Source organism: Indolivaga macrotermitis, assembly GCF_900128985.1.
GTDB lineage: Bacteria > Bacteroidota > Bacteroidia > Bacteroidales > Dysgonomonadaceae > Dysgonomonas_A > Dysgonomonas_A macrotermitis.
This window is the reverse complement of record NZ_FQUC01000001.1, coordinates 293,795-318,562: the sequence shown is the minus strand read 5'-3', so window position 1 is coordinate 318,562 and position 24,768 is coordinate 293,795. Positions and strand designations below refer to the sequence as shown.

Sequence of the window (24,768 nt, the reverse complement as noted above, 5' to 3'; positions counted from 1 at the left end):
GAACCTCCTTCAGTTAGAAGGTTCTCAACCAACATCCTGATAAACAGGATCTTTTTGTTTTATTTAAGTTCAATTTCAGCTCCAGCTTCTTCCAATTGTTTTTTCAATGCTTCAGCTTCATCTTTAGATACACCTTTCTTAAGATCAGATGGTGCAGCATCTACGATGTCTTTTGCTTCTTTCAAACCTAAACCTGTAAGTTCTTTAACAGCTTTAACAACTTGAAGTTTGTTAGCTCCAGCTGATTTCAGAACAACGTCAAATGATGTTTTTTCTTCTGCAGCTTCAGCAGCACCGCCTGCAGCGGGAGCAGCAACAGCTACAGCAGCAGCAGCTGGTTCGATTCCGTATTCTGTTTTAAGAACTTCAGCTAGTTCGCTAACTTCTTTAACTGTCAAATTTACTAGTTGTTCAGCAATAGCTTTTACGTCTGCCATTTTTTGTATGTATTAAAATTGTTATTACTTCTTTTATTAAAAATTTATTTTTTTGATAGAGTCTCAAGTACTCCGTGGATGGTATTACCACCCGATTGAAGTGCAGATACAACATTCTTGATAGGAGATTGTAACAATCCGATAACGTCTCCAATAAGTTCTTCTCTGCTCTTAACATTAACAAGGGCTTTCAGGTTGTTTGCTCCGATATAGAAGCTTTCTTGTACATAAGCAGCTTTCAATGAAGGTACACCTTCTTTGGTGTATTTGTCCAACAATTTAGCCGGTGCGTTAGCTGTATTAGAAAACATGATAGCTGTATTTCCTTTCAAAACCGGAGTTAATTCAGAAAAATCTGTATCTAGTGATTCTAAAGCTTTTTGCAACAAGGTGTTTTTAACAACCATCAGCTTGATATCGCTCTTGTAGCATTCTTCTCTTAATGCGCTGGTTTTTGCAGCGTTCAGAGTAGAGATGTCTGTCAGGTAAAAGAAATCATATCCTTTTACAGTTTCAGCGATAGTGCTTATAATAGTGCTTTTATCTTCCTTTCTCATAATTCCGTAGTTTTAATTAGTTTTCGTCTACTGATTTAGGGTCGATCTTAATACCCGGACTCATAGTACTTGAAAGAAACACACTTTTCACATAAGTACCTTTTGCTGAAGTTGGTTTCAATTTGATAAGCGTATTGATGAACTCTCTTGCATTATCTTTGATCTGATCAGCAGAAAACGATACTTTACCAATAGAAGCATGGATAATACCTGTTTTGTCTACTTTAAAGTCGATTTTACCAGATTTAACCTCTGTTACCGCTTTTGCAACATCAACAGTCACAGTACCACTCTTAGGGTTAGGCATAAGACCACGAGGTCCTAATACACGTCCCAGAGCACCAATCTTACCCATGATGGCAGGTTGAGTGATAATCACGTCGATATCTGTCCAACCACCTTTTATTTTTTCGATATATTCATCCAAACCTACGTAGTCTGCTCCGGCTTCTTTAGCTGCAGCTTCTGCGTCAGGCGAACATAATACTAGAACTCTAACTTGCTTTCCTGTTCCGTGTGGCAGAGATACTACACCTCTCACCATTTGGTTAGCTTTACGAGGATCAACTCCCAGACGTACGTCTACATCAACAGATGCATCAAATTTACTGGTAGTAATTTCTTTAACCAGTTGCGATGCTTCTGCCAGTGAGTAAGATTTCCCTGCTTCAATTTTGCTGAAAGCTAACTTTTGATTTTTTGTCAGTTTACCCATTTCTCAATTGAAGTTAATTAATTATTATTCGGGAAAGCCCCTTTTACTGTGATCCCCATACTTCTTGCTGTTCCGGCAACCATCTTCATTGCTGATTCGATTGTAAAACAGTTCAAATCGTTCATTTTATCTTCTGCGATAACGCGAACTTGTTCCCAAGTTATTTCAGATACTTTTTTACGATTTGGTTCTGCAGAACCACTTTTAAGCTTAGTTATCTCAAGAAGTTGGACTGCTACAGGAGGATTTTTGATTATAAAGTCAAAAGATTTATCTGCATAGTAAGTAATTACTACCGGAAGAATCTTTCCTGCTTTGTCTTGAGTTCTGGCATTAAATTGCTTGCAAAAATCCATAATATTGATCCCTTTAGAACCTAAAGCAGGTCCTACGGGAGGTGATGGATTTGCTGCACCGCCTTTAATTTGTAATTTTAATTGTCCAGCAATTTCTTTAGCCATTTTTGTTTTAAATTTTTAGTTTTTGTTTAAAACGGGTGGATAGAACAAATAAATGCGTAACCAAATATTATTGTTCTTTTTCGACTTGCATGTAATTCAATTCGAGCGGAGTTTTCCGTCCGAATATCTTTACCATAACTTTGAGTTTCTTTTTCTCAGCATTTACCTCTTCGATAATACCTGAAAATCCGTTGAAGGGACCGTTGGTTACTTTTACTGTTTCACCAACAATGTACTGAACGTCCATTTCTTCCGATTGCTCTTCCAACTCATCCATAGTACCCAAGATACGGTTTACCTCAGATTGTCGTAATGGCTGTGGATTGGTAGCATCCGGTAAGAATCCAGCAACATAATTTATGTTGCGTAGTTCATGTACAACTTCCCCAACCAAAGCTGCTTCTATCAAAATATAACCGGGAAGATATGCTTTTTCTTTAAGCACCTTCTTTCCGTTACGCATGATATAAGTTTTTTCGGTAGGAATAAGAACTTGCGAGATGTATTTTCCTAACTCGGTCTTCTTCATCTCTGCCTCAAGATACTCTTTGACCTTATTTTCTTTTCCACTAACAGCACGCAGTACGTACCATTTCTTTTCGATTTCAGTCATTTTAATAAATTGAGGAGATTAAACAATACCGTAGAAATACTTCAAGCCCCATTCAAACAACGAGTCTACACCAAAGACAATTATTGCCATGATAAAGGAAGCGATCATGACGATAACAGCACTACTGGTAAGTTCGGCACGAGTTGGCCAAGAAACCTTGTGTGCAAGTTCGTTATATGAATCTTTTATGTATTGAATTACTTTTTTCATTACCCTTTATAAGATTTGCACGGGTTGAGAGACTCGAACTCCCGACACCTGGTTTTGGAGACCAGTGCTCTACCAACTGAGCTAAACCCGTAGAAATAAGCCGGCAATATTTCAGCCGGCTCGGCTTTTATCTAGATAATCTTATTAGTCTAGGATTTCTGTGATCTGACCAGCACCTACTGTACGTCCACCTTCACGGATAGCGAAACGTAAACCTACGCTACATGCTACTGGATAGATAAGTTCTACAGTAATTGTCAAGTTATCACCAGGCATAACCATATCTGTTCCTTCTGGAAGAGTGATCTCACCAGTTACGTCCAATGTACGGATGTAGAACTGAGGACGATATTTGTTATGGAATGGAGTGTGACGTCCACCTTCTTCTTTTTTCAAGATATAAACCTCTGCTTTAATTTGAGTATGAGGTTTCACTTTTCCTGGGTGAGTAATAACCATACCACGTTTGATCTCTTCTTTGTCAACACCACGAAGTAGAAGACCTACGTTATCACCAGCTTGACCTTCGTCTAGGATCTTACGGAACATTTCAACACCTGTTACTACAGATTTCTTACCTTCTGAACCAAGACCGATGATTTGAACTTCTTCACCAGTTTTGATGATACCTGTTTCGATACGTCCTGTTGCTACTGTACCACGACCTGTAATCGAGAATACGTCTTCAACTGGCATAAGGAATGGTTTATCGATATCACGTGGAGGAAGTGGAATCCACTCATCTACAGCTTTCATTAGCTCTAATACTTGACCTACCCAAGGTTCAACACCGTTCAATGCTCCAAGAGCAGAACCGCGGATTACCGGAGTATTGTCACCGTCGAATTCATAGAATGAAAGAAGTTCTCTCATTTCAAGTTCAACTAATTCCAACATTTCTTCGTCTTCAACGATATCGCATTTGTTCATGAAAACAACTAGGCGAGGTACGTTTACCTGACGAGCTAGAAGGATATGCTCACGAGTTTGAGGCATAGGACCATCAGTTGCAGCAACTACAATGATAGCACCATCCATTTGAGCAGCACCAGTAACCATGTTCTTTACGTAGTCAGCGTGACCTGGACAGTCTACGTGAGCGTAGTGACGGTTAGCTGTTTCGTATTCTACGTGAGATGTATTGATTGTGATACCACGCTCTTTTTCTTCAGGAGCGTTGTCAATTGAATCGAACGAACGCGCTTGAGAAAGACCAGCGTCTGCCAATACTTTTGTGATGGCAGCAGTAAGAGTAGTTTTACCGTGGTCAACGTGACCGATTGTACCGATATTTACGTGTGGTTTCGACCGGTTAAAATGTTCTTTTGCCATAATAAAAATGTACTTATTAATTAATGATTGCTTATTTCTTGTATTACTTCAAAAATGCGACAAAACATTTTGAAAAAAAAATCTAGCCTCTACGCAAATTGCTTATCGGCAACCTTTGAGCCCATGACGGGACTTGAACCCGTGACCTCTTCCTTACCAAGGAAGTGCTCTACCACTGAGCTACATTGGCGAACAGAGCGGAAGACGGGGTTCAAACCCGCGACCCTCAGCTTGGAAGGCTGATGCTCTATCAACTGAGCTACTTCCGCAAAGAGTGGGCAGTGATGGATTCGAACCACCGTAAGCTTACGCTATCTGAGTTACAGTCAGACCCATTTGGCCACTCTGGTAACTGCCCAAACTTTATGCTTGCTAAAGCAAAGGATAGCTTTCGCTATTTCCTTTTGAGCCTCTTGTCGGATTCGAACCAACGACCCCGAGATTACAAATCACGTGCTCTGGCCAACTGAGCTAAAGAGGCATTTTTTCAATATATAATTGTCCCTGGGAACAAATCGCCGTTCCGACATTGTGATTTGTGCGAAACGGCGACAAAAATAGAAATTATTTTTTTTAATCCCAAACTTTATAAGCCTTTTTTATTTCGCTTGAGCTTTTTCTTTGTATTTCACCAACTGTTTTTCTAAAGCTTCGGCGCATAAGTCTATTGCTTCTTCGAAACTTTCGGCCGTTTTATTAGCAAACAGGTCATCGTTTTTTACACTTAACTTAATCGAAGCCTCTTTATTCATCTTCGTTTCGGGCTTTACTACTTTAAGTATTACTTCGGCTATTAATATATCGTCTGAATATTTTTCTAGTTTAGTTACTTTTTTTTGTATAAATTCTTTCAGCTTGTCTGTTGCATCGAAATGCAATGATTGAATGTTAATGTTCATCATAAATTCCTCCTTTTTATTGGTTGCTTAAAGTTACGCTCGAGGATGAGCTTTACTATATATTTTCTTTAATTCTTCAAACGATGTATGTGTATATATTTCGGTTGATGCCAAACTCGAATGACCTAACAGCTCTTTCACGGCATTTATATCTGCCCCATTATTCAGCATTCCGGTTGCAAACGAATGCCTCAATACGTGAGGGCTGGCCTTTGCCAATGTCGGTATCCATTTCAGATGCACTGTTACAACTCTATGTATAAGCATCGGATATACAGGATCTCCTCCCTTTCTAACAAAGAACGTTTCGGTTTGGTTCTTAAATTCGGCTTGTCTTACCTCTAAATATTTATTGAGCAGATCTACCGTCGATTTACTTATCGGAATGATCCGTTGCTTATTGCGCTTCCCTGTCACCCTGATACTACCTGTTCCCAGATCAACATCTACATCTCTAAGACCTATAAGTTCGGCTCGACGCATACCGGTTACATAAAACAACTCCAGGATCACCTTATCCCGGAATGCTTCGTAATCATCATCAGAAACATCTACATCCAGCACCTTCTCCATATCATTATAATTTATGAATGAAGGTATTGGTTTTGCAGCTTTAGGCCCTGATACTTTTTTCAACGGGCTCACTTTCACCTCCCCTATTCTTTGCAGGTAGCGATAAAAGGATTTCAGAGAACTGAGCTTCCGGTTAACTGACCGGGCTGTGGTTTTCTGTTCCATCAGCAGCATAACCCACGCTCTGACAATGTCACCATCTACATCGATTAATGTATGCTCGGGATAATTCCTCTCAAGAAAGGAATTAAACTGCGCAAGGTCTGTGGAATAAGAAATCTCCGTATGTGAAGAGTAATTCTTCTCATAACGGAGATAACTGATATATTTTTCCACAATTGTCATACTTCTGTTTTTTACAGGTTGATGACGAAGTTATGAAAACGCTGTTACAAATACAAATTTAAATTATTCTTCTATTTCTTGAAGTTTTTGTACGTATACAGCATGAATTCTTTGCTTTCTATTTGTAATTGAAGGCTTTTCGAATGCTTGACGGCGACGAAGTTCCTTTACAACGCCTGTTTTTTCAAATTTTCTTTTGAATTTTTTTAATGCTTTTTCGATGTTTTCACCTTCTTTAATTGGTACAATTATCATGATCTTAATTTTTTTCTTTGTTTATAAATGAATTTTGTTTTGATTTTTTTTATGCACAGGCTTATTTATATACCTATGTATACATTGCAAACAATATACTAAATGCATACCTTTTTTTGCAATTCTCTAAATTATCTTTCTATGTCTAACTTAAGTTTTAATCAAAACCTCCCTTCATTTTCGGAGTGCAAAGATAACCAATCCAATAACATATACAAAAAATTCACCGGATTTTATTAGAACATTCAAATAGAAGTCTCCGGATCACTGGTCTTTAAACTGGGCTTTCTTTATTCCCCAAGCTATTGCATTTGCCGTAAATACCGAATTATAGACAGGATAGACTGAATTGGTTATACGCCCGTATCTCTGGCGTGCAACCGGCGCATTATTTGCATCAACTCTAAACGGGCAGATTGTATATGGAGAGGTATTTACTGTATTGCTGGAATTAAAACCTCCATCTCCTACATAGACAAAATTCAATGTTTTATGCACAAATGCAGTTACAGCACCTGTATACGAATTAGTCCCCGAAAGGTCTTCGTCTGTAGAGAATACTATAATATCATCCGCAGGCAAACCCGTAGCGCCTTGCGTGTAAGATGCATCCTCGCCCCAATACAACCCCCTGATATCCCCGAAAGGGCCATTAAGAATTTCATGCTCTATGTTAGAAAACGCATAGACCATACCGGGTGCAGCTCCGGCTATATTAGTTGCCGTAATTGTAGAACTATTGAATACAGCCCGTAACAAGGGTTGAGCCTGAACCCCGTTATTATCCATAAAGGCCAGTACAACTCCCCCATTTTGCAGGTATTGCCTGATAGCCGCTCCTTGCGCAGCGTTACCTACAGTTGCATTTACGTAGCCGATAATAACAATGTCGACCGGATTAGATCCTGTTAGCCACTCCTGCATTTGTGCATCGGTCGGGTTCACACTACCATCGATGACATCAAATCCTTCGCATTTAACAATACTATTAGATAATGTCCCGTAGTTATTTGCAGCTTTAAGCATCCGCCCCGACTGTGCTGTTCCACTAAAATTATACCCAAAGCCATTAGGCTCTGAACCTATGGTCAGAATACGTTTTTTTGTATATGCTACATTAACCGTCGCCGAACATGTTGTTGATGACGTGGAGCTATTACTCGTAATTGTCAAACGGATCGGATCTAAAGTATTAGGAGTACCTACTCCTGTAAGTGTTACAGTTTGGGTACCTGACACCAAAATCCCCGAAGCCGAGAATCTGATCCCCCCTATCTCATCTGTTTCAATAATATATGTTGCACCTATGGCATTAGCCGTAGCTGTTATAGTCATCGTTATTGTATTTCCCGGAGCAAGTTCTTGATCCAACAAATAAACTCCATTGACCTGTACTTTGCTACAGTTCATCGTATATTCCGGCTTTTTGCTTGAGTCTTCAATCGGGATATAAGTTGTACATGACGATACGACCCCATTTAATGTAAAGCGGATCAGGTCTCCAGGTTGCCCCGTAGGTGTATAATCAGTAGGCGTTCCCGCTCCGGGAATAACTAATTGATATTCGCCTGTTGCCAAAAATTCGCCTGACTGGGTAAAATAGTATCCATTCTCGGGATCGGGCATAGCTGTGATAGTATAAGCGCCCGCCTTTTTAACATTAACGGTCACGGTAATATAATGTCCGGTTCCTAATGATTCTTTATTCCGGTAAAGGCCTGTAACTTTAATCGAATTACAATCGCTGATCTCAAAATCAGCTTTTCCGATCTTACCACAAAGGCTTTTCCATTCTTTCTCGACTTTATGCCAATAATTAAAACAATCTTCATCGGTGTTAAATATCAGGAGGCTTTGCTGATTCTCTGTCGTAGGATTTATGGCATCCCTTTCTTTTTCTGTCATTCGAGGTACCAGAATACCCTTTTCCGACGAAACTATCTCCATTGCAGCCTTCTCATCCGGACTATCTGTATTTATACCTACTTGACTATAACATTTAAGTGATGTGAATAATATCAACATCATTAATAAAAAACCAGTATTCTTCTTCATTAATTTTATTATTCCGTATAAACTAGATGGACCACAAAATTACCTAAAAATCAAACAGTTCAATTTCAAGTTAACATAAATTCACAAAATAAGCATTCATCCTTTTTGACTCTACACCGATATAATATACTGATATATATAGAAATCTAGAGTATGCATGCATATTTTAGAAGATAAAAACCGATTCACACTTATTATGTTAAAATGACGCATCAAAGCGTATAAAAACACCAGATTTAACATAAAAAACAACTGAGCAGACAAATTATTTAACCGTTATTAGTGTAACAAAACACTATACTGGTTATTAAAAACCTGATTAAATGAGAAATAGCCAATTAAATAAAATAGAATGGCACTTTACAATGAAAATTAGCTAATAAAACTTCAATCAATTGCACATTTTTAGTATTTTTGTGCCGATTTGCTTTTACCTTTATTTAAAAGCTATCGGTAATTGATTATTTATTTATCTCTAATAAAACAATGGGTCATAATTTACTAAAAGGCAAAAGAGGGATTATCTTCGGAGCCCTTAACGAAAAATCTATAGCTTGGAAAGTTGCAGAAAAAGCTGTTGAAGAAGGTGCTACTATTACACTATCAAACACAGCGATGGCTTTGCGTATGGGCGAATTAAACGGATTGAGCGAAAAACTTAATGCGAAGATTATTCCTGCAGATGCGACCAATGTTGAAGAACTGGAAGAAGTTTTTAAACAATCAATGGAAGTTCTTGGCGGAAAGATAGACTTTGTACTCCATTCTATCGGCATGTCTCCCAACGTAAGAAAAGGACGTGCTTATGATGATCTGGATTACAGAAACCTGGATAAAACTCTCGACATCTCGGCTCTTTCATTTCATAAAATGATGCAAGCTGCTAAAAAGCTGGATGCTGTTGCCGAAGGTGGTTCTATCCTTGCTTTAACCCATATCGCAGCACAACGTACATTTACCGGATATAACGATATGGCAGATGCTAAAGCTCTGCTAGAGTCGATAGCGCGCAGCTTCGGATATGTATATGGCCGTGACAAAAAGGTACGTGTTAATACCATCTCCCAATCTCCAACATTAACTACAGCCGGACAAGGAATCGGTGGTATGAATGCATTTTTCGATTTCGCTGAAAAAATGTCGCCACTGGGCAATGCTAATGCCGAAGAATGTGCCGAATATTGTGTAGTTATGTTCTCTGACCTTACCCGTATGGTAACTATGCAGAACCTGTTCCACGACGGAGGTTTTTCTAACATGGGACTGACTCAAGCAATCGTTGAAGATTATATTGAGAAAAAATAATTGCTATTGATGCAACAAAATTGCATAAACAGTTGTCTTATATATTGTATAAGGCAACTGTTTTTTCGTTATCGGAATATAACTCTAAAACTGAGGACTAATTCATGTTTATTAAAATATACGATACTAACCCCAACCCTAAAGAGATAGAAAAGGTAATAAAGGTACTCCGCGACGGGGGACTCGTAATTTATCCGACCGATACTGTCTATGCAATGGGATGTGATGCCCTCAATGTAAGAGCAGTTGAACGGATTTGTAAGATAAAGGGAATAAATCCGGCCAAAAACAACCTGTCTATTATTTGCTATGACCTGAGTAATATCAGCGAATATGCCAAAGTAGATAATGCTACGTTCAAATTAATGAAGAAAAATTTGCCGGGCCCTTTCACTTTTCTTCTCAAAACAACATCGTCTTTACCCAGAATATATAAGGACAAAAAAATGGTTGGAATAAGGGTTCCCGACAATGTCATTATCCGAGAGATAGTCCGTGCATTGGGTAATCCAATATTAACAACATCTATAAAAGGAGACGATGAGGTTATCGAATATCTGACCGATCCTGAACTCATAAACGAGAAGTACGAAAACACCGTAGATATGGTAATCGATGGAGGATACGGAGGCATAGAAGGCTCAACCATAATCGATTGCACAGACACAGAACCTATTATTACCAGGCAAGGCAAAGGAGAGGTTATTTGGTAGGGATAAATTAAATAACTATTTTTGTCTCCGATAAAACACTAGATCAAACAATACAATTTTTATACATATACAAAATGAAAAAGATTTTTTTTTCAATATTAATAGCAACATGTGGACTAGTCTTCAGCTCTTGTAGTAAGGACGGTGGGGAAAACATGCCCCAAACGCCAAATGCTGCTAATCAGAGAATTCTGGAAATTATGCAGGCAAATTACGCATGGGACTTACCCGATCCTTTGCCTGACGAAAGAACTGTAACTAATCTCTATTTCGAAGGCCTGTTAAGCTCTCTTGATACTTACACATACAAAGATGTGGGTGGCGCAAAGGTGACTAAAAGATATTCTTCAATTTCAAAAATTGCAGATTTAGCCCCGGCTACCACAAGCTATGATATTGGTTTTGAATATGCAGCCAATGAATACTCTGATGGTAAAGCATACTATGTAGTCCTTTATGTAAAAAAGGGATCTAAGGCTGAATCTTTAGGCATCAAAAGAGGTTATCTAATCTCCCGCGTAGGGGTAGGTACCAATGCCGATGACCTTACTGTAGTTACAACAAGTAACTGGGGAACACTTCTGCCTGACTATATCAATTCAGGACAAGAATTCACCATGCTTATACGTATACCTAACGGTCAAGAAGGTCCTTTCTCTATGGCTGCCGAAGATACAGCGGCCCAAAGTGCGGAAACACGCAATCCGCTCTATACATCAACCACACTGACATATGGTTCAGCTAAAATAGGATATGTGGTTATGAATAATTTCCTTAATGCATCGTCGTATGTATCTCCATTATTGAACCAACTTTCTTCTTTCAAGAGTGCAGGTATCAATAATCTGGTTTTAGACTTACGATACAATGCAACCGGAGGGTACGATTATCTGAAGCCTATAGGCAGCGCCTTAGTTAAAAGTCAAGATAAAGGAACGACATTCGCTTACCTTACAAATGCAAGCAAGACAAGAACTACAGCTTACGATTTTGTAACAAGTGCAAATGGCACGAGCGTTCCAAACTTAGGCGATCAACTGGATAACGTCTATGTTATTACAGGACAAAATACAGCAGGACCTGCAGAAACCCTGATACATGCGCTTAGAGCATATTGGGGAAGTAACTTAAAGGTTATGGGTGAGTTATCGAAAGGCCGTAATGTTGCCAGCAGCGGTAACGTATATGACAACGAAACTGCGGCAAACTCTACATGGGTATTCCAAATAGCTCTTGGTTATATGGCTGATAAAAATCTGGATTATTCATATAACACAGGTATTTTACTAAACTCTGAAGTAAAAGAAATCAATACTACTTCGGGTACAACCTCGTTGCTTAAAGCTTTAGGAGACCCCGAAGAGTATGTATTGTCAACTATTATATTTGACTTAACGGGAACTACTCCGGGTGCAACAGCAGGTCTGCGCTCTTCTGCGTCTGATATGCCTACACCGGTGAAATACCTCGGCTCATCAATCAAAGAAGCTCCGGGCACAATCTCTCTGGAAAGTTTATACAAATAAAAGTGTACAAACAACCACAATATAGAAAGGCAGAATCAATAGATCCTGCCTTTTTTATATATCAAAGAAGCCGATAAATCATTGCTGTCAATAATTAAATCTTTATATTTGTGAAATGCAACACATTACTATATTTGTGCTGTATATAATATCAAAAGGACAAGAAATGCGTCAGACAAAAACCCTATTCTTTATTATTTTGTCAGTAGCTTTTTGCTTATTCTCATCTTGTAGTGATGACGATAAAGACAATGGCTCATCTCTGACCGACAATGAATATGTAAATAACTGGATATATACCCAGATGAACGAATGGTATCTCTGGAATGCCAACATGCCGACATCTCCGAATGCCGATATTACACCCGACGTATTCTTCGAAAACTTACTCTATCAGCAAGAAGACCGTTTCTCATTTGCTGTCAGTAACTATTCGGAGCTTATCGATTGGACAAATAACGTCTCAACAGACGTCGGTTTTGAATATTATACGATAGTTGATGACAATAATATACCTCAATATTATATTATCGTATACGTAAAGCCCGACACCGATGCTCAAACCAAAGGGCTGCAACGGGGAGATAAGATAAGCGCCGTGAACGGAGTATCCCTTACTTCTGATAACTACTCTACCCTACTGAATGGCGCAAGTAGTTATGCTTTAACTATAGAAGGAAAGGCTGAAGCAGTTTCTATTAACACAATGACCAACTATCCGGAAAACCCTATACTATACAGTAACATTTATACTGAGGGATCGAAAAAGATAGGGTATCTTGTTTACAATGCTTTCACTCAAGATAACGGGGATGGATCTGGCGACTACGATGCTGCACTAATGGCTAAACTACAAGAATTTTACGATGCCAATATAACAGATCTAGTACTCGACCTTCGTTACAATGGCGGCGGACTGGTACAATCAGCTCAATACCTTGCCAGCGGACTGGTTAAAAACAGGGACAGTAAAAATATATTTGTCAAAAACGAATACAATGCCAATATTACAGAAGAAATAAACCAAATGAGTTCTTCTAGACAGGACGAATGGCTTTATTCATATTTTCTTGATAAGTATACAATTAACCGGAAATCGGTGTCGATTCCGCGCTTAGGAGATAAAATATCCAAAGTGTATATCCTTACCGGAAAATACACTGCATCAGCCAGTGAGCTTATTATTAACGGATTGAAACCTTATATGGATGTGGAATTGATAGGCCGTACTACTTATGGTAAAAATGTAGCGTCAATTTCTCTCTACGAAGAAAAAGACAGCCGCAATAAGTGGGGCTTGCAACCTATTATAATGAAAATGTATAATAACGACAATCAATCTGATTACACTCAGGGATTTACTCCCACCATAGAGATTAACGAGTTTGGTTATGAGATGAAGCAATTAGGCGATACAGAAGAAATACTATTAAAAACAGCTATAGAACAAATTTCCGGCACACAATCACCAGCGCTTCGTGCCCTTCCTCTTAAACAGGATGGAATATCTCCTGCTGCCCGCAGGAAAGGTGCTTTAGATATGTTTATCGATAACAGCCGGATAAAAGAACTCTCTCGAAATATACAATAAACTAAGAAAAACAGATACTCCTGATGAAAGTAATGAAATTTGGCGGAAGCTCTATAGGCTCTGCACAAAACATTCTGAAAGTTAAAGATATAATTGCTGCTGAAAAAGGCGCTTTAGTAATCGTCATTTCTGCATTTGGCGGAATCACCGATAAACTATTAACGACCTCGGAACTGGCTGCAAGCGGCAACATTAACTACGCTGCCTTATTTGCCGAAATAACCGAAACCCATACGACAATTATAGAAGACCTGCATCTGACTAAAGATAAGAAAGCCGAACTATCGGGCAAGATTAATGTATTGATAGAAGAACTTAGCAATATATTCAAAGGAGTATTCCTGATCAACGACCTTTCGTTACGGACAGCCGATAAAATAGCCAGTTACGGAGAACGCATGTCTACTCTTATCATGAGTTATGTACTGGACGAATTCGATACATTTGATGCTATACAACTTATCAAAACGGATTCGGCATTCGGAAAGCATACTCCGGATATAGAGTTGTCGTCGTCTCTCATTAAGAACGCATATGCTGCATCTTCGGGCAAGGTGGTCGTTTCGGGATTTATTTCAGCCTGTAAAACTCACGGCGAAATAACCAACCTTGGAAGAGGTGGCTCTGATTACACAGCTGCAATCTTCGCTTCGGCACTGGACGCTGATGTTCTGGAAATATGGACGGATGTAGACGGATTCATGTCAGCCGATCCTAAAGTGATCAGTGGGGCATATGTCATAGAACACCTGACATTTACTGAAGCCACCGAATTATGTAATTTCGGGGCGAAGGTTATATATCCGCCGACTATATTCCCTGTATATCACAAGAATATTCCGATACGAATCAAGAACAGTTTTAAACCCGAATTGCCGGGCACATATATATCAAATGATATTGTAACCAGCCGCCGGAAAGCCCTGATCAAAGGTATTTCTTCTATCGAAGACAGTTGCCTGCTTACAATCCAGGGATTGGGTATGGTTGGTATTATCGGTGTCAACTACCGCATATTTAAGGCATTGGCGGATAATGGTATCAGCGTATTCCTTGTATCTCAGGCCTCATCTGAGAACAGTACATCTATCGGGGTGCGGACAGCTGATGCCCAACTGGCTGTAGACGTTATAGAACATGAATTCCAAAACGAAATAATATTGGGGAGCATCAACCGTGTTCAGTTGGAGCGTGATATGGCCACTGTAGCCATCGTCGGAGAAAACATGAAATATACACCGGGGATAGCCGGAAAACTATTTGAGACCCTTGGCAAAAGTGGTATCAGTGTTGTAGCTTGTGCACAGGGTGCGTCGGAGGTAAATATTTCTTTTGTTATCAGGCGAAAATACCTTCGGAAAGCCTTGAATTCGATACATGATTCATTCTTCCTGTCCGAATTCAAAGTTCTAAACCTATTTATTGTGGGTACAGGCATCATAGGTAAACACCTCATACAGCAAATACGCATGCAACAACCGAAGTTGCAGGAACAGTATGCACTAAAATTAAATGTTGTAGGTATATCGAATAGCCGCAAAGCCTTGCTTACCCGTGACGGGATAGACCTCGAGAAATACGAAGAGTTGCTAGATAAACAAGGTATTGCCAGCTCACCCAGCATCTTACAGGATAAGATATTGGATATGAATATCTTCAACGCTGTTTTTGTAGACTGCACCGCCAGTGAGCCTATCGCATCGTTATATGGACAGATGCTGGCAAACAATGTATCTGTAGTTACTGCTAATAAGATTGCAGCATCATCGGCTTACGATAGTTACCTGAAATTAAAGAATACTGCCCGTGAACGGAACATTAAATTCTTGTTTGAGACAAATGTAGGAGCAGGACTCCCTATTATCAACACAATGAATTCTCTTATAAACTCGGGAGATAAAATTGTAAAAATAGAGGCTGTATTATCCGGTACCCTCAACTTTATATTCAATACGATTAGCCCTGATATCCCTTTCAGTAAAGCCATAAAGATGGCTAAGGATGCAGGATTTGCCGAACCCGACCCCCGCATAGACCTGTCGGGAATGGATGTAGTTCGGAAACTTGTGATTCTCTCGCGTGAGGCGGGCTACAAAGTAGAACAGAAAGATGTAGAGGTAAACCTTTTTATCCCTCAAAAATATTTCGATGGCACTCCGGATGAATTCTGGAACACTATTCATGAAATGGATGAACAGTTTGAGCAACGCCGCAAAAAACTGGAAGCTGAAGGCAAACACCTGCGCTTTGTTGCCAAATACGAAGACGGACTATGCAATGTAGGTTTGCAGGAAGTCGATATGCGCCATCCTTTCTACGAACTGGAGGGCAGCAATAATATCATACAGATCACCACAGAACGGTACAACGAATATCCAATGATTATAAAAGGATACGGAGCCGGAGCAAGTGTTACTGCCGCCGGGGTTTTCTCCGATATTATCAGTATCGCGAACGTAAGATAAGGTCTCAGACCTTTTTACTGCTGTTACCTAATAAAAAAACAAGAGAGATGGGGTATAATCAATTATACCCCATCTCGTTTTGCATATTCTGTACTTACATCGAAGCCTGCTCGAGCCTCCAATACATCATAAACGTCCGGGATGTATCAATGTACATCGGATGGTAAGTCGTGTAATAAGACAACCGGCAGGATAACTTATCCCCTACCGAAAATTGTCCACCCAGAAATACTGTATAAGTAAACTGGTTGCCGGATGTAAACCCAACCATATTTAATTCCGCCACATCAACCGGAGTATCATTAGCCATCAGCCATACATAAAGCACCTCACGGCTGGGTGCAGTCAGATTCGTTCCCGGCTTGCCATATAAACTAATCCCGATTCCATAAGCTCCTGCTTCGGGGATAATAATATCATCTCCAAAATTCATTAATGCAGCACAGGCATAATCACTCGAACTACAAACAGGAGTAACGAATGAGCTCTGCAAAGTTCTCATTTGTAATCTTTTTATATCTTCGGTAAACAGATATTGCCACTTACTGTTTTCATAAACATATAGCCCCGGGATAACGCCATTCGTTCCGTTAACTGTCACCGTATTATATACCAACATTCCGGTTTGAGGGCTTGGTACCGTTGTTACGTCTAACTGAGATGTTAGAGCTACTTTGTTTGGCAAGAACGCCTTATTGGGATCGGTCATTAGTAACTGTGTATTATTCAATGGGAGCGCTCCTATAGAAATAACCGCTTCATCACCGAACCCTTTGCTAAAATACACATCATCGAGTTGCTGAGCCGTTGATGGTGTTGTTCCCGTATTATTCCTCAAAGGGTCAACATGAAACAAAGTCTGCGGAATTTCGGTATTGATCCCGATCTGGGCTTTTAAGCTGTTTCCTGAAGCTATCAGCACAAGAATCAGGTATATAATCTTTTTCATAAAGTACATTTTTATATTTTCCAATAAATCAAGGATGTCTTATTTGCCCGTAAATAAGGATTGGCATATAACTGCCAGCCGTAATACCCGGTATAATGCCCCAGACGGAATGTAACAATATCGTCCTTATCGAGTACAGCCTGCATTGAAACTGTATGGGTAAAAGCAACTGTTCCCCCTGCGGGCAGAGGTACATTAATTTCCATTGAAGCTACTTTGGTCGATCCGTTTTTCATCATATACAAATAATTTATGGTACGTGTAAATGTCGGAGCGGTAGCACCGGATGAATTTGCTGTAGCCGGCCCATACAAACGAAGGGAGAATATATAAGTACCTTTTTCCTTTATCTGGATAGTTCCAAAATTTGCAAGAGTAGCTGTCATCGGAGATGATGCATTTCCTAAACTTGGCAGACCGACTGAAGTACAACTGGTCAATAAATCGTGTTGTGACAGATCGGAGTTTACCTGCCCGTACTGCCATTTGTACCAGACTACTCCATTGAAATAATAATAGCCGGGAATGATATTGTCGGGATAAGTTCCTGATGTTGCTGTATTATAAACAATCGTTCCGGTTTCGGGATTTGGTATAGTCGTTATATCCCTCAGATCGGTAAGAGCCACCCTGTTTAGTAATATAGCTTTATCGGTAGCCAGCAGGGCTAATTGGGCAGAACTGTTTGCTGCTGTTTTTCCGCCTATACTCATATTTACTCCTGTCGAAGCATTTGCCGCAACAATAACATCGTCTGTTAGCTGCGATGTTGCCGGGACACCGGTTGTTGCATTATTCCCCCGGGTATCTATATGAAAAATACCCTGGGCATTATTCGTGTTAATTCCTACCTGAGCATTTCCTGCAAAGCAGAAAATCAGCATCAGGCTAACTATATTGTATTTCATTTTGATGTCTTTATAATTTCCAGTATACCAGATATGTGTTGCCTGTAAGGGTGATAGAAGGATAGGTCGAATAATGGCGTGCCGTAAATTTCAACTCATCTTCGGCTTTAAGTTCCATTCCGGCAATGGCAGTAATGGTGAAAGATTGCCCATTCGGGAATAAAGGAGGGTTTACCTCTATCGTCTGAAAGACAGAAAAGGCACTTTCGCCTACACTTTTTTTCAGAACATGTATATAAAGTATACCCCGTGTAATCTTATCGGTTAAAGCTCCGGTAGATGAAGTCCCTGCAATATTGAAGGAAAATGCATATGCTCCGTCTTCAAAAATAGTTATGCCGCCAAAATTAAGGACAGGGGCATCTAAGGCAGCAATAGTTGTAGAGGATACTGTTGTTACCGATGCCTGTAACGAACGGGTCTCACTTACTCCGAGATAAGCAGCTGTCCTCAGCCTCTTCCAACGGGAACCATTGTATGAATAATAACCCGGCAGAGTATTGTCGGGATATATACCCGATGCTAAGGTATTATATACTACCATTCCTTCGACCGGCGAAGGTACCGTTGTGATATCGAGTGCTGATGTTAACTTCACCCTGTTTGGAACAAAGCCTTTAGCCTCACTGTGTAATGCTATGGAAGCTCCTGTCACAGGTGCTCCCCCTATAGACATACCTACGCCGGAACCACCATCGCTTGCAATTACAATATCATCTTTCATATTCGTAGTTCCGGAGGTATCCCCTTTATTGTCTATATGAAAAATCCCCTGTGGTGTTTGTGTGTTTATTCCTACTTGGGCATATAAGAGCCCAAATGAGAATATCCCCATCAATAAAAGTGTTTTCTTTTTCATTGTTGTTTTAATTTGAGTTGTTGGGGTCGCAGACCCTTTTGTTGCTGTTTTTATAATATGAAGTAATTGTTTTTGAAACTGTATATTGTAGAAGCAGGACTTTGCTCTGCTCGATAATAAGAGGCATGACATAAAGGTCACAAAGCGGTTACAAGAGTCACTGCTGTGTTTTTCAGCACAAAGGGTAAAGCAGAGCCTTACCCCTACAGTACATCTTTGAATAAAACCTTTGTGCCTTTGCGTCTTTGCGCTTAAAAGAAAATCATTAATCATTCGGAAAGAAAGCAGCAAAGTACACTCTCTGCACTCTGCTGCACATTTCAGCTGACTGATGGACAAACCATTGTCGGGAATTATACTCGAACGACAACAAAAAAACAATGACTCAGCCCGAGACGGTTTGCCCAGCCAACTTATCTTTAGGAAATGGATATATACAACGAAAGGAACGAAAGCATTAAAAAACGCCCCGTCATTTTGACACAATAAAACTTTTTGTTTAGTTAACGCAAGTGATACGTCTCTCTCTCTCTCTCTCTCTCTCTCTCTCTCTCTCTCTCTCTCTCTCTAATATTTCAGCACATAAAAGCAAATCCAAACTGTTAATTTTTGGTTCACTAATAATATTTCTATGTGTGAAAACATTTATCATATAGAATGTCAAGTTGTGACTATTTCTGAAGTCGCAAATATAATCCTTTTTTTGAGAATATACTTTGATAGTCTAAAAATAACTAATAAAACCGCCATATGTTAATTATAATACCGGATATATTTTATCCATATATGAAAAAACAGATAAGTATTAAGACGAAATAAAAACCCAAAAAGATGGCGCTCCTATTACTTTTGTCACTTTTTATTTGATCCCTATTTGAGAATAAAGCCTATGCCGCCCATATAAAGGAGATAGCTGTGTGACATTTGCTTACTTTTTGCTTACTTTGTATGTTATTTGTTTATTCAGATTAGATAATGAGAAAATGATTAAAATACACGAAATACCTTCTCCCTGTTATGTAATGGAAGAAGAATTGTTAAGGAAGAATTTATCGCTGATCAAATCGGTAAAAGACCGCACTGGGGTAAATATTATTCTGGCATTCAAAGCTTTTGCTTTATGGAAATCGTTCCCGATCATCCGTGAGTATATCCCCCATTCGACCGCAAGTTCGGTATTCGAAGCACAGCTTGCTTTCGAAGAAATGGGCAGCCCTGCCCATACTTTTTCTCCGGCATATACCAATGAGAACTTCCCTGTATTTTTAAAGTACAGCAGTCATATAACATTCAATTCGCTGAGCCAGTTTGAACGGTTCTATCCAATGGTAGTAGCAGACGGGAATAAGGTTTCTTGCGGAATCCGTGTCAATCCCGAATATTCGGAAGTGGAAACGGATCTATACAACCCATGTGCTCCGGGGTCAAGATTAGGGGTTACTGCAGATCTCTTAGGAGACAACCTGCCTGAAGGATTAGACGGCATACATTTCCATACCTTATGCGAATCATCGTCATATGATCTGGAGAAAACGTTAGAAGTTGTTGAAGCTAAGTTTGATAAATTACTCAGGCAAGCTAAATGGCTGAATATGGGAGGAGGGCACCTGATGACACGGTCGGACTACGATATAGAACATTTGGTTGGCCTATTAACGAAACTGAAAGCTAAGTATCCGCATCTCGAAATAATCATGGAACCCGGAAGCGCCTTTGCCTGGCAAACCGGAGTATTGATATCTACTGTAGTGGATATTGTGGAGAATCATGGGATAAAGACCGCTATGCTCGATGTTTCATTTGCCTGTCACATGCCCGACTGTCTCGAAATGCCTTACAAGCCTCAAATCAGGGGTGCATATCACGATCCTATCGAAGGGAAGCCAACTTACAGAATGGGAGGAAACAGTTGTCTCAGTGGCGATTTTATGGGAGACTGGTCTTTTGACGAGCCTCTGGCTATTGGAGATAAAATTGTATTTGAAGATATGATACATTATACAATAGTGAAAACAACGATGTTCAATGGAGTATCACATCCTGCTCTCGCCCTGTGGTCGAAAGACGACAAACTACAGATATACCGCGAGTTTGATTATAATGATTATAAAAACAGAATGAGTTAAACTCATTCTGTTTTTGTTTTCTGTGCTATCAATTCCTGATAAGGGCCTGCGACAAGGGCTTTTATCTTAGCGTAAGGAATAGTTACTTCTATCAACCCGTCGGAATGAGGGGCTATCTCATATGTATTGTAAACAAACACAATTCCCTGCTTAGCAAAATAGAAATTGGGGCTTGGTGTAATCGTTGTAGGATCAAACAATGACAAAGGGTCTCCATTTGCATTCTTAGTTGTATTCAGTACTTCTTTGATCAATACAAGAAGTTGTTTCGATGCATCGTCGCCATTCAATAGTTCATCCAGTTCCAGAAGTTTACCATTCCTCAAATCAACGGTGAAATAATCTACATAATGCGAATCATGGGCACCTCCCGAATACTGGGTAACTTCTGTTCTTCCGGTGATAGTGACCGCCGTAGTATCTGTTACTGTAGTTTTTACTGTTTTATAATATTCCGAAAAATCGATTTCACTTCCTTCGGCTGCTTTTCCCAGTTTAATACTTTCGGCAACATTATTATCTACAAATGCATTGAAACCGGCTACCGGATCCAAGCCTCTATAAGTTCCGTCTTCATCTTCGGTAAAATAGCTCACGAAGTGCTCCTGAACAGCTTTTAAGATTGTGTCATTATCAAACTTCGAAGGATAATCAAACTCAAGAGTCAATGTTAAGGCACTTTTGGTAGAATCATTGTCCATATAGATTTTCTTCTCTATATGCAAGGTATCGAACGACCACCTTGAACTTTCGGTTACTGTAGTTTCCGGCTTCGTATTTTTACAAGAAGAGATAACTAAGATCAATAAAAGTGCTAAAATTCCTGCTTTCTTCATAATAAATAATATTGATATAGAATATAAAAAACAATTATTCTATAAAAAATGTTCGATATATATAATAAGTTGAAAATACAACCGTTATTATTAATGACAATCAAAAAAGTAATTTAATGCCTATGACTGAGAAAACTACTCAAGTAAAAGCAGACGAAAATTTAGTGGAAACATTATTATCAAACAAAGGGCCTTCGGAGGAAACATTAGACTTTCTCAAAGCTTTCGCCCGTGCATATCATGCGGATACTACGCTTCCCAATTCGTTAAATGCTACAATCCTGAATTAAAATTTTTGATTCGGAGAGATATCGAACAGCCTTTCTTAATAATAAGGAAGGCTGTTTTTTTATTATCTTTGCCTGAAACTTGTAGAAAACTAAACTTATGAACCACAAGATAGCTCCATCGTTATTATCAACCGATTTTCTGAATTTACAACAAGACATAGATATGCTCAATGCTTCTGATGCAGACTGGTTGCATTGCGATGTTATGGATGGTGTTTTTGTCCCCAATATTTCGTTTGGATTTCCGGTGCTTGAGCAGATCAAAAAAGTGGCGCAGAAACCGCTCGACGTACATTTGATGATAGTAAACCCTGACAAGTTTATTCAACAAGTAAAAGATGCCGGTGGATACATGATGACTGTACACTACGAAGCGTGCACACACTTACACAGAACAGTTGGCGCTATACATGAAGCAGGGATGAAAGCCGGAGTATCTCTCAACCCTCACACTCCGGTCGAATTACTAACTGATATTATTGAAGATCTTGACCTTGTTCTTATCATGTCGGTAAACCCGGGATTCGGAGGGCAGAAATTCATTCCTAATTCTATCAACAAAGTAGCCCGTACCCGCAAAATGATAGACGAACGAAACCTGCATACCTTGATTGAAGTAGACGGTGGTGTCAATCTGGATACCGGAAAACAATTACTGAATGCCGGAGCTGATGTTCTGGTCGCGGGAAGTTTTGTATTCTCATCTACCAACCCTACTGAAACGATTTCTTCTTTGAAGAATTTATAAACAGATATTCCGCTTAAGATGGATGCTATACAAAGAGTTCCCTTTTTCAGGTTACTGCTTCCTCTTTTAGCGGGTATTGTTCTCCAATATTATACAGACATTTACAGATGGAGCATCATACCTTTTTCTATCGGAGCGGGCATGATGCTTTTCTCGTTATTTATCAAACAACAAGCCCAGTATAAATGGAGGCACTTATTTGGTATTGGTGCCTGCTTCGTTCTTTTCGCCATCGGTATTATATCTACGATGTTCCGTCAAGAAGCCTCACGGTTTACCTTTCCGGATATCACAGGAGTACATGAAGGCATTATTATAGATTTACCTCAGGAAAAACCTTCTACTATAGCCATAAAGGTTAAACTGACCGAATCCGGCAAACAAATAATATGTTACTTACCCAAGAGTGGATCGGCTAAATGGTTGAAACCGGGTGAATATATTTCGTTCTTCAGTAAAGTAACTCCTTTTACGAGCAATGGCAACCCTGACAGATTCGATTATTCTCAATTTATGAGAAATAAAGGCTATTCAGGGATTTCTTTTATAAAATCCGATCAATGGGAGATCGTCGATAAAGAGCCGTCGCTCAATTTATTCACCTTAGCCAGCCGATCGCGGCAAAACATCTTATTGTTCTTTCAATCTTTAGAATTAAACGAGAGTGAATACGGAATACTGGCTGCACTGACTCTGGGTTATACCGACTCACTGTCGGATGACGTAGTCCAGTCATTCAGGGCCACGGGAACAGCACATGTGCTCGCCATAAGCGGGATGCATATGATGATCTTATTCTCGATTTTCCTCGGGGTTTCCGGCATCTTATTCTCACACAGTAAAGTTAAGTCTTTCAGGTATCCTTCGATAATACTTCTGCTTTGGGTATATACTTTTATTATTGGCTTTCCTCCTTCTGCTGTCCGAGCATGTATCATGCTCACAATGCTGTGTGTATCAGTTATAATAAATAGCCGTACTTATTCATATAATACACTGTTGGCTTGCGCTTTCGTTATGCTTATATGGAATCCGCTATGGCTATTCGATCTTGGATTTCAACTGAGCTTTATAGCCGTCCTATCCATGATGGTACTATTACCTATGTTTTCTAAATTAATCGTATTCAAAAATAAATATGCCAAATACTTCCGGGATCTATTTACTGTTTCATTAGCTGCCCAACTGGGTACCCTACCCTTATGTCTTTACTATTTCGGGACATTCCCTTCCTACTTTTTCGTAACAAACCTGATAATCGTACCTTTAATATCTTTAGCTATTTACATTATTGTAATCATTGCAGTTGTAGCTATTCCTGCTCTTATTTTTCCGGTAATTGCCCCGGCTTTATATTATTTACCTGTCTCTGCATTCAGAATAGTAATCAAACTACTCACCGAAGTTTCTTTCTTTTTCGAAAAACTACCCTTTGCTGTATCCGATAATCTGAATATATCCCTTCCGTCGGTTTTCATTTTATGGACAATGATCTTTTCTTTTATCTTTTTTGTCAAATCCAGTAAGCCTAAATTATTAATAACATCCCTCGCATCCCTACTTATCCTTTTCAGTATTGGTTTATCGGGCTTGCTTCAGAACAAGGATTCATTGATTGTATACAACAACAAAAACTCTACGGATATAATCTACTATATTGACTACCGTAAATTTTCCATAAACGAGAAACAAGATAACCGCATCTTGAACCTGAAAGGAAAAACCTACCTGCTTTTGTCCGATGACAGATGGAAGAATGCCCGGGCAACTTCATCTAAAATGCAACTCGACTATCTTCATATCGCAGAGAATAATGCCGTTTCGTTATATACTTTATCCAGAATATTTAATATAAAAAAAGTTATTATCGACGGCTCTATATCAGGCTACAACTCAAAACGATTGATGTCTGAATGTGAAAAATTACGAATTCCATACTATGATATATCCGAGAATGGGGCATTAAGGATATTTTTTTAGTATTTTTGCGCAAATACATT

General features: G+C 39.3%; 25 protein-coding genes and 5 tRNA genes. 10 read left to right on the top strand and 20 right to left on the bottom strand.

The features are described from left to right. Window positions 1–59 precede the first annotated feature (59 nt). The 16 genes from rplL to BUC12_RS01330 form a co-directional block, all read right to left on the bottom strand. Window positions 60–437, bottom strand: a complete 378-nt coding sequence (gene rplL, locus BUC12_RS01405) for a 50S ribosomal protein L7/L12 (RefSeq protein ID WP_062175387.1) — start codon at window positions 435–437, stop codon at window positions 60–62. Between the two features lie 44 nt (window positions 438–481). Continuing rightward, complete coding sequence (rplJ, locus tag BUC12_RS01400; protein ID WP_062175386.1) at window positions 482–994, bottom strand: 50S ribosomal protein L10; 513 nt, start codon at window positions 992–994, stop codon at window positions 482–484. A gap of 16 nt (window positions 995–1,010) precedes the next feature. Next, window positions 1,011–1,709, bottom strand: coding sequence for a 50S ribosomal protein L1 (rplA, locus tag BUC12_RS01395; protein ID WP_062175385.1), 699 nt, complete (start codon window positions 1,707–1,709; stop codon window positions 1,011–1,013). A 17-nt stretch (window positions 1,710–1,726) separates the two neighbouring features. Continuing rightward, window positions 1,727–2,170 (bottom strand): 50S ribosomal protein L11, encoded by a 444-nt coding sequence (rplK, locus tag BUC12_RS01390; RefSeq protein WP_062175384.1) that lies wholly within the window; start codon window positions 2,168–2,170, stop codon window positions 1,727–1,729. Window positions 2,171–2,237: 67 nt separating this feature from the next. Further along, on the bottom strand, window positions 2,238–2,783 hold the full coding sequence (nusG, locus tag BUC12_RS01385; protein WP_062175383.1) for a transcription termination/antitermination protein NusG: 546 nt from the start codon (window positions 2,781–2,783) through the stop codon (window positions 2,238–2,240). An 18-nt stretch (window positions 2,784–2,801) separates the two neighbouring features. Continuing rightward, window positions 2,802–2,993: a preprotein translocase subunit SecE gene (gene secE, locus BUC12_RS01380; RefSeq protein ID WP_062175382.1), complete on the bottom strand. Its 192-nt coding sequence runs from the start codon at window positions 2,991–2,993 to the stop codon at window positions 2,802–2,804. 18 nt (window positions 2,994–3,011) lie between these two features. Further along, window positions 3,012–3,084: transfer RNA gene (locus BUC12_RS01375), tRNA-Trp, on the bottom strand. 53 nt (window positions 3,085–3,137) lie between these two features. Further along, the gene (gene tuf, locus BUC12_RS01370; protein WP_062175381.1) at window positions 3,138–4,325 is read right to left on the bottom strand and encodes an elongation factor Tu; all 1,188 of its coding nucleotides are present in this window, start codon (window positions 4,323–4,325) and stop codon (window positions 3,138–3,140) included. A gap of 118 nt (window positions 4,326–4,443) precedes the next feature. After that, window positions 4,444–4,515: transfer RNA gene (locus BUC12_RS01365), tRNA-Thr, on the bottom strand. A 6-nt stretch (window positions 4,516–4,521) separates the two neighbouring features. Continuing rightward, a tRNA-Gly gene (locus BUC12_RS01360) sits at window positions 4,522–4,594 on the bottom strand. 6 nt (window positions 4,595–4,600) lie between these two features. Then, a tRNA-Tyr gene (locus BUC12_RS01355) sits at window positions 4,601–4,683 on the bottom strand. Between the two features lie 49 nt (window positions 4,684–4,732). Beyond that, window positions 4,733–4,806: transfer RNA gene (locus BUC12_RS01350), tRNA-Thr, on the bottom strand. A 118-nt stretch (window positions 4,807–4,924) separates the two neighbouring features. After that, window positions 4,925–5,224 carry a ribosome hibernation-promoting factor, HPF/YfiA family gene (gene hpf / locus BUC12_RS01345; protein ID WP_062175835.1) on the bottom strand — a complete coding sequence of 100 codons (300 nt, stop codon included), beginning with the start codon at window positions 5,222–5,224 and terminating at the stop codon, window positions 4,925–4,927. A gap of 33 nt (window positions 5,225–5,257) precedes the next feature. Then, window positions 5,258–6,142, bottom strand: a complete 885-nt coding sequence (locus BUC12_RS01340; RefSeq protein WP_062175380.1) for a tyrosine-type recombinase/integrase — start codon at window positions 6,140–6,142, stop codon at window positions 5,258–5,260. Between the two features lie 63 nt (window positions 6,143–6,205). Beyond that, window positions 6,206–6,397, bottom strand: a complete 192-nt coding sequence (gene rpsU, locus BUC12_RS01335) for a 30S ribosomal protein S21 (protein WP_062175379.1) — start codon at window positions 6,395–6,397, stop codon at window positions 6,206–6,208. Between the two features lie 264 nt (window positions 6,398–6,661). Beyond that, window positions 6,662–8,452 carry a hypothetical protein gene (locus BUC12_RS01330; RefSeq protein WP_062175378.1) on the bottom strand — a complete coding sequence of 597 codons (1,791 nt, stop codon included), beginning with the start codon at window positions 8,450–8,452 and terminating at the stop codon, window positions 6,662–6,664. A 486-nt stretch (window positions 8,453–8,938) separates the two neighbouring features. Here BUC12_RS01330 and BUC12_RS01325 point away from each other — a divergent pair, with 486 nt between their 5' ends. From BUC12_RS01325 to thrA, 5 genes are all read left to right on the top strand, one after another. Further along, a complete protein-coding gene (locus BUC12_RS01325; protein WP_062175377.1) occupies window positions 8,939–9,757 on the top strand; it encodes an enoyl-ACP reductase FabI in 819 nt (272 codons plus the stop codon). A gap of 104 nt (window positions 9,758–9,861) precedes the next feature. Next, window positions 9,862–10,470, top strand: coding sequence for an L-threonylcarbamoyladenylate synthase (locus tag BUC12_RS01320; protein ID WP_062175376.1), 609 nt, complete (start codon window positions 9,862–9,864; stop codon window positions 10,468–10,470). Between the two features lie 74 nt (window positions 10,471–10,544). Next, window positions 10,545–11,996, top strand: coding sequence for a S41 family peptidase (locus tag BUC12_RS01315; protein ID WP_062175375.1), 1,452 nt, complete (start codon window positions 10,545–10,547; stop codon window positions 11,994–11,996). 166 nt (window positions 11,997–12,162) lie between these two features. Further along, complete coding sequence (locus tag BUC12_RS01310; protein ID WP_157257467.1) at window positions 12,163–13,587, top strand: S41 family peptidase; 1,425 nt, start codon at window positions 12,163–12,165, stop codon at window positions 13,585–13,587. Window positions 13,588–13,610: 23 nt separating this feature from the next. Then, a complete protein-coding gene (thrA, locus tag BUC12_RS01305) occupies window positions 13,611–16,052 on the top strand; it encodes a bifunctional aspartate kinase/homoserine dehydrogenase I (RefSeq protein WP_062175373.1) in 2,442 nt (813 codons plus the stop codon). A gap of 94 nt (window positions 16,053–16,146) precedes the next feature. Here the strand turns inward: thrA and BUC12_RS01300 are convergent, their stop codons facing one another. Genes BUC12_RS01300 through BUC12_RS01290 form a run of 3 tightly spaced genes read right to left on the bottom strand, consistent with a single transcriptional unit; the run spans window position 16,147 to window position 18,768 of the window. Beyond that, entirely contained in the window at window positions 16,147–17,001 is an 855-nt protein-coding gene (locus BUC12_RS01300) for a hypothetical protein (protein ID WP_139261983.1), read from the bottom strand. Between the two features lie 11 nt (window positions 17,002–17,012). After that, the gene (locus BUC12_RS01295; protein WP_062175371.1) at window positions 17,013–17,909 is read right to left on the bottom strand and encodes a hypothetical protein; all 897 of its coding nucleotides are present in this window, start codon (window positions 17,907–17,909) and stop codon (window positions 17,013–17,015) included. Window positions 17,910–17,919: 10 nt separating this feature from the next. Then, the gene (locus tag BUC12_RS01290) at window positions 17,920–18,768 is read right to left on the bottom strand and encodes a hypothetical protein (protein WP_062175370.1); all 849 of its coding nucleotides are present in this window, start codon (window positions 18,766–18,768) and stop codon (window positions 17,920–17,922) included. A 331-nt stretch (window positions 18,769–19,099) separates the two neighbouring features. On the opposite strand from BUC12_RS01290, the gene BUC12_RS19965 reads away from it, so the two are divergent. Both BUC12_RS19965 and nspC read left to right on the top strand, forming a co-directional pair. Then, window positions 19,100–19,249: a hypothetical protein gene (locus tag BUC12_RS19965; protein WP_175552596.1), complete on the top strand. Its 150-nt coding sequence runs from the start codon at window positions 19,100–19,102 to the stop codon at window positions 19,247–19,249. Window positions 19,250–19,751: 502 nt separating this feature from the next. Next, window positions 19,752–20,894 carry a carboxynorspermidine decarboxylase gene (gene nspC, locus BUC12_RS01285; RefSeq protein WP_062175833.1) on the top strand — a complete coding sequence of 381 codons (1,143 nt, stop codon included), beginning with the start codon at window positions 19,752–19,754 and terminating at the stop codon, window positions 20,892–20,894. 2 nt (window positions 20,895–20,896) lie between these two features. On the opposite strand, the gene BUC12_RS01280 is transcribed toward nspC, so the two are convergent. Beyond that, entirely contained in the window at window positions 20,897–21,730 is an 834-nt protein-coding gene (locus tag BUC12_RS01280) for an RsiV family protein (RefSeq protein ID WP_062175369.1), read from the bottom strand. A 122-nt stretch (window positions 21,731–21,852) separates the two neighbouring features. Here BUC12_RS01280 and BUC12_RS19960 point away from each other — a divergent pair, with 122 nt between their 5' ends. The 3 genes from BUC12_RS19960 to BUC12_RS01270 all read left to right on the top strand — a co-directional run bounded on the left by BUC12_RS19960 (window position 21,853) and on the right by BUC12_RS01270 (window position 24,748). Next, the gene (locus tag BUC12_RS19960; protein ID WP_157257465.1) at window positions 21,853–22,020 is read left to right on the top strand and encodes a hypothetical protein; all 168 of its coding nucleotides are present in this window, start codon (window positions 21,853–21,855) and stop codon (window positions 22,018–22,020) included. Between the two features lie 97 nt (window positions 22,021–22,117). Then, the gene (gene rpe / locus BUC12_RS01275; RefSeq protein WP_062175368.1) at window positions 22,118–22,768 is read left to right on the top strand and encodes a ribulose-phosphate 3-epimerase; all 651 of its coding nucleotides are present in this window, start codon (window positions 22,118–22,120) and stop codon (window positions 22,766–22,768) included. A gap of 18 nt (window positions 22,769–22,786) precedes the next feature. After that, window positions 22,787–24,748, top strand: a complete 1,962-nt coding sequence (locus BUC12_RS01270) for a ComEC/Rec2 family competence protein (protein ID WP_062175367.1) — start codon at window positions 22,787–22,789, stop codon at window positions 24,746–24,748. Window positions 24,749–24,768 lie beyond the last annotated feature (20 nt).

What these genes read in the sequence shown, in the direction of transcription:
- rplJ (WP_062175386.1), bottom strand. Translation starts at nt 994, where the DNA reads ATGAGAAAGGAAGATAAAAGCACTATTATAAGCACTATCGCTGAAACT.
- rplL (WP_062175387.1), bottom strand. Translation starts at nt 437, where the DNA reads ATGGCAGACGTAAAAGCTATTGCTGAACAACTAGTAAATTTGACAGTT.
- BUC12_RS01310 (WP_157257467.1), top strand. Translation starts at nt 12,163, where the DNA reads ATGCGTCAGACAAAAACCCTATTCTTTATTATTTTGTCAGTAGCTTTT.
- thrA (WP_062175373.1), top strand. Translation starts at nt 13,611, where the DNA reads ATGAAAGTAATGAAATTTGGCGGAAGCTCTATAGGCTCTGCACAAAAC.
- BUC12_RS01295 (WP_062175371.1), bottom strand. Translation starts at nt 17,909, where the DNA reads ATGAAATACAATATAGTTAGCCTGATGCTGATTTTCTGCTTTGCAGGA.
- BUC12_RS01290 (WP_062175370.1), bottom strand. Translation starts at nt 18,768, where the DNA reads ATGAAAAAGAAAACACTTTTATTGATGGGGATATTCTCATTTGGGCTC.
- BUC12_RS01325 (WP_062175377.1), top strand. Translation starts at nt 8,939, where the DNA reads ATGGGTCATAATTTACTAAAAGGCAAAAGAGGGATTATCTTCGGAGCC.
- hpf (WP_062175835.1), bottom strand. Translation starts at nt 5,224, where the DNA reads ATGAACATTAACATTCAATCATTGCATTTCGATGCAACAGACAAGCTG.
- rpe (WP_062175368.1), top strand. Translation starts at nt 22,118, where the DNA reads ATGAACCACAAGATAGCTCCATCGTTATTATCAACCGATTTTCTGAAT.
- BUC12_RS01315 (WP_062175375.1), top strand. Translation starts at nt 10,545, where the DNA reads ATGAAAAAGATTTTTTTTTCAATATTAATAGCAACATGTGGACTAGTC.
- rplK (WP_062175384.1), bottom strand. Translation starts at nt 2,170, where the DNA reads ATGGCTAAAGAAATTGCTGGACAATTAAAATTACAAATTAAAGGCGGT.
- tuf (WP_062175381.1), bottom strand. Translation starts at nt 4,325, where the DNA reads ATGGCAAAAGAACATTTTAACCGGTCGAAACCACACGTAAATATCGGT.
- BUC12_RS01280 (WP_062175369.1), bottom strand. Translation starts at nt 21,730, where the DNA reads ATGAAGAAAGCAGGAATTTTAGCACTTTTATTGATCTTAGTTATCTCT.
- BUC12_RS19965 (WP_175552596.1), top strand. Translation starts at nt 19,100, where the DNA reads ATGGACAAACCATTGTCGGGAATTATACTCGAACGACAACAAAAAAAC.
- nusG (WP_062175383.1), bottom strand. Translation starts at nt 2,783, where the DNA reads ATGACTGAAATCGAAAAGAAATGGTACGTACTGCGTGCTGTTAGTGGA.
- BUC12_RS01300 (WP_139261983.1), bottom strand. Translation starts at nt 17,001, where the DNA reads ATGAAAAAGATTATATACCTGATTCTTGTGCTGATAGCTTCAGGAAAC.
- rpsU (WP_062175379.1), bottom strand. Translation starts at nt 6,397, where the DNA reads ATGATAATTGTACCAATTAAAGAAGGTGAAAACATCGAAAAAGCATTA.
- BUC12_RS19960 (WP_157257465.1), top strand. Translation starts at nt 21,853, where the DNA reads ATGACTGAGAAAACTACTCAAGTAAAAGCAGACGAAAATTTAGTGGAA.
- secE (WP_062175382.1), bottom strand. Translation starts at nt 2,993, where the DNA reads ATGAAAAAAGTAATTCAATACATAAAAGATTCATATAACGAACTTGCA.
- rplA (WP_062175385.1), bottom strand. Translation starts at nt 1,709, where the DNA reads ATGGGTAAACTGACAAAAAATCAAAAGTTAGCTTTCAGCAAAATTGAA.
- BUC12_RS01320 (WP_062175376.1), top strand. Translation starts at nt 9,862, where the DNA reads ATGTTTATTAAAATATACGATACTAACCCCAACCCTAAAGAGATAGAA.
- BUC12_RS01340 (WP_062175380.1), bottom strand. Translation starts at nt 6,142, where the DNA reads ATGACAATTGTGGAAAAATATATCAGTTATCTCCGTTATGAGAAGAAT.
- BUC12_RS01330 (WP_062175378.1), bottom strand. Translation starts at nt 8,452, where the DNA reads ATGAAGAAGAATACTGGTTTTTTATTAATGATGTTGATATTATTCACA.
- nspC (WP_062175833.1), top strand. Translation starts at nt 19,752, where the DNA reads ATGATTAAAATACACGAAATACCTTCTCCCTGTTATGTAATGGAAGAA.
- BUC12_RS01270 (WP_062175367.1), top strand. Translation starts at nt 22,787, where the DNA reads ATGGATGCTATACAAAGAGTTCCCTTTTTCAGGTTACTGCTTCCTCTT.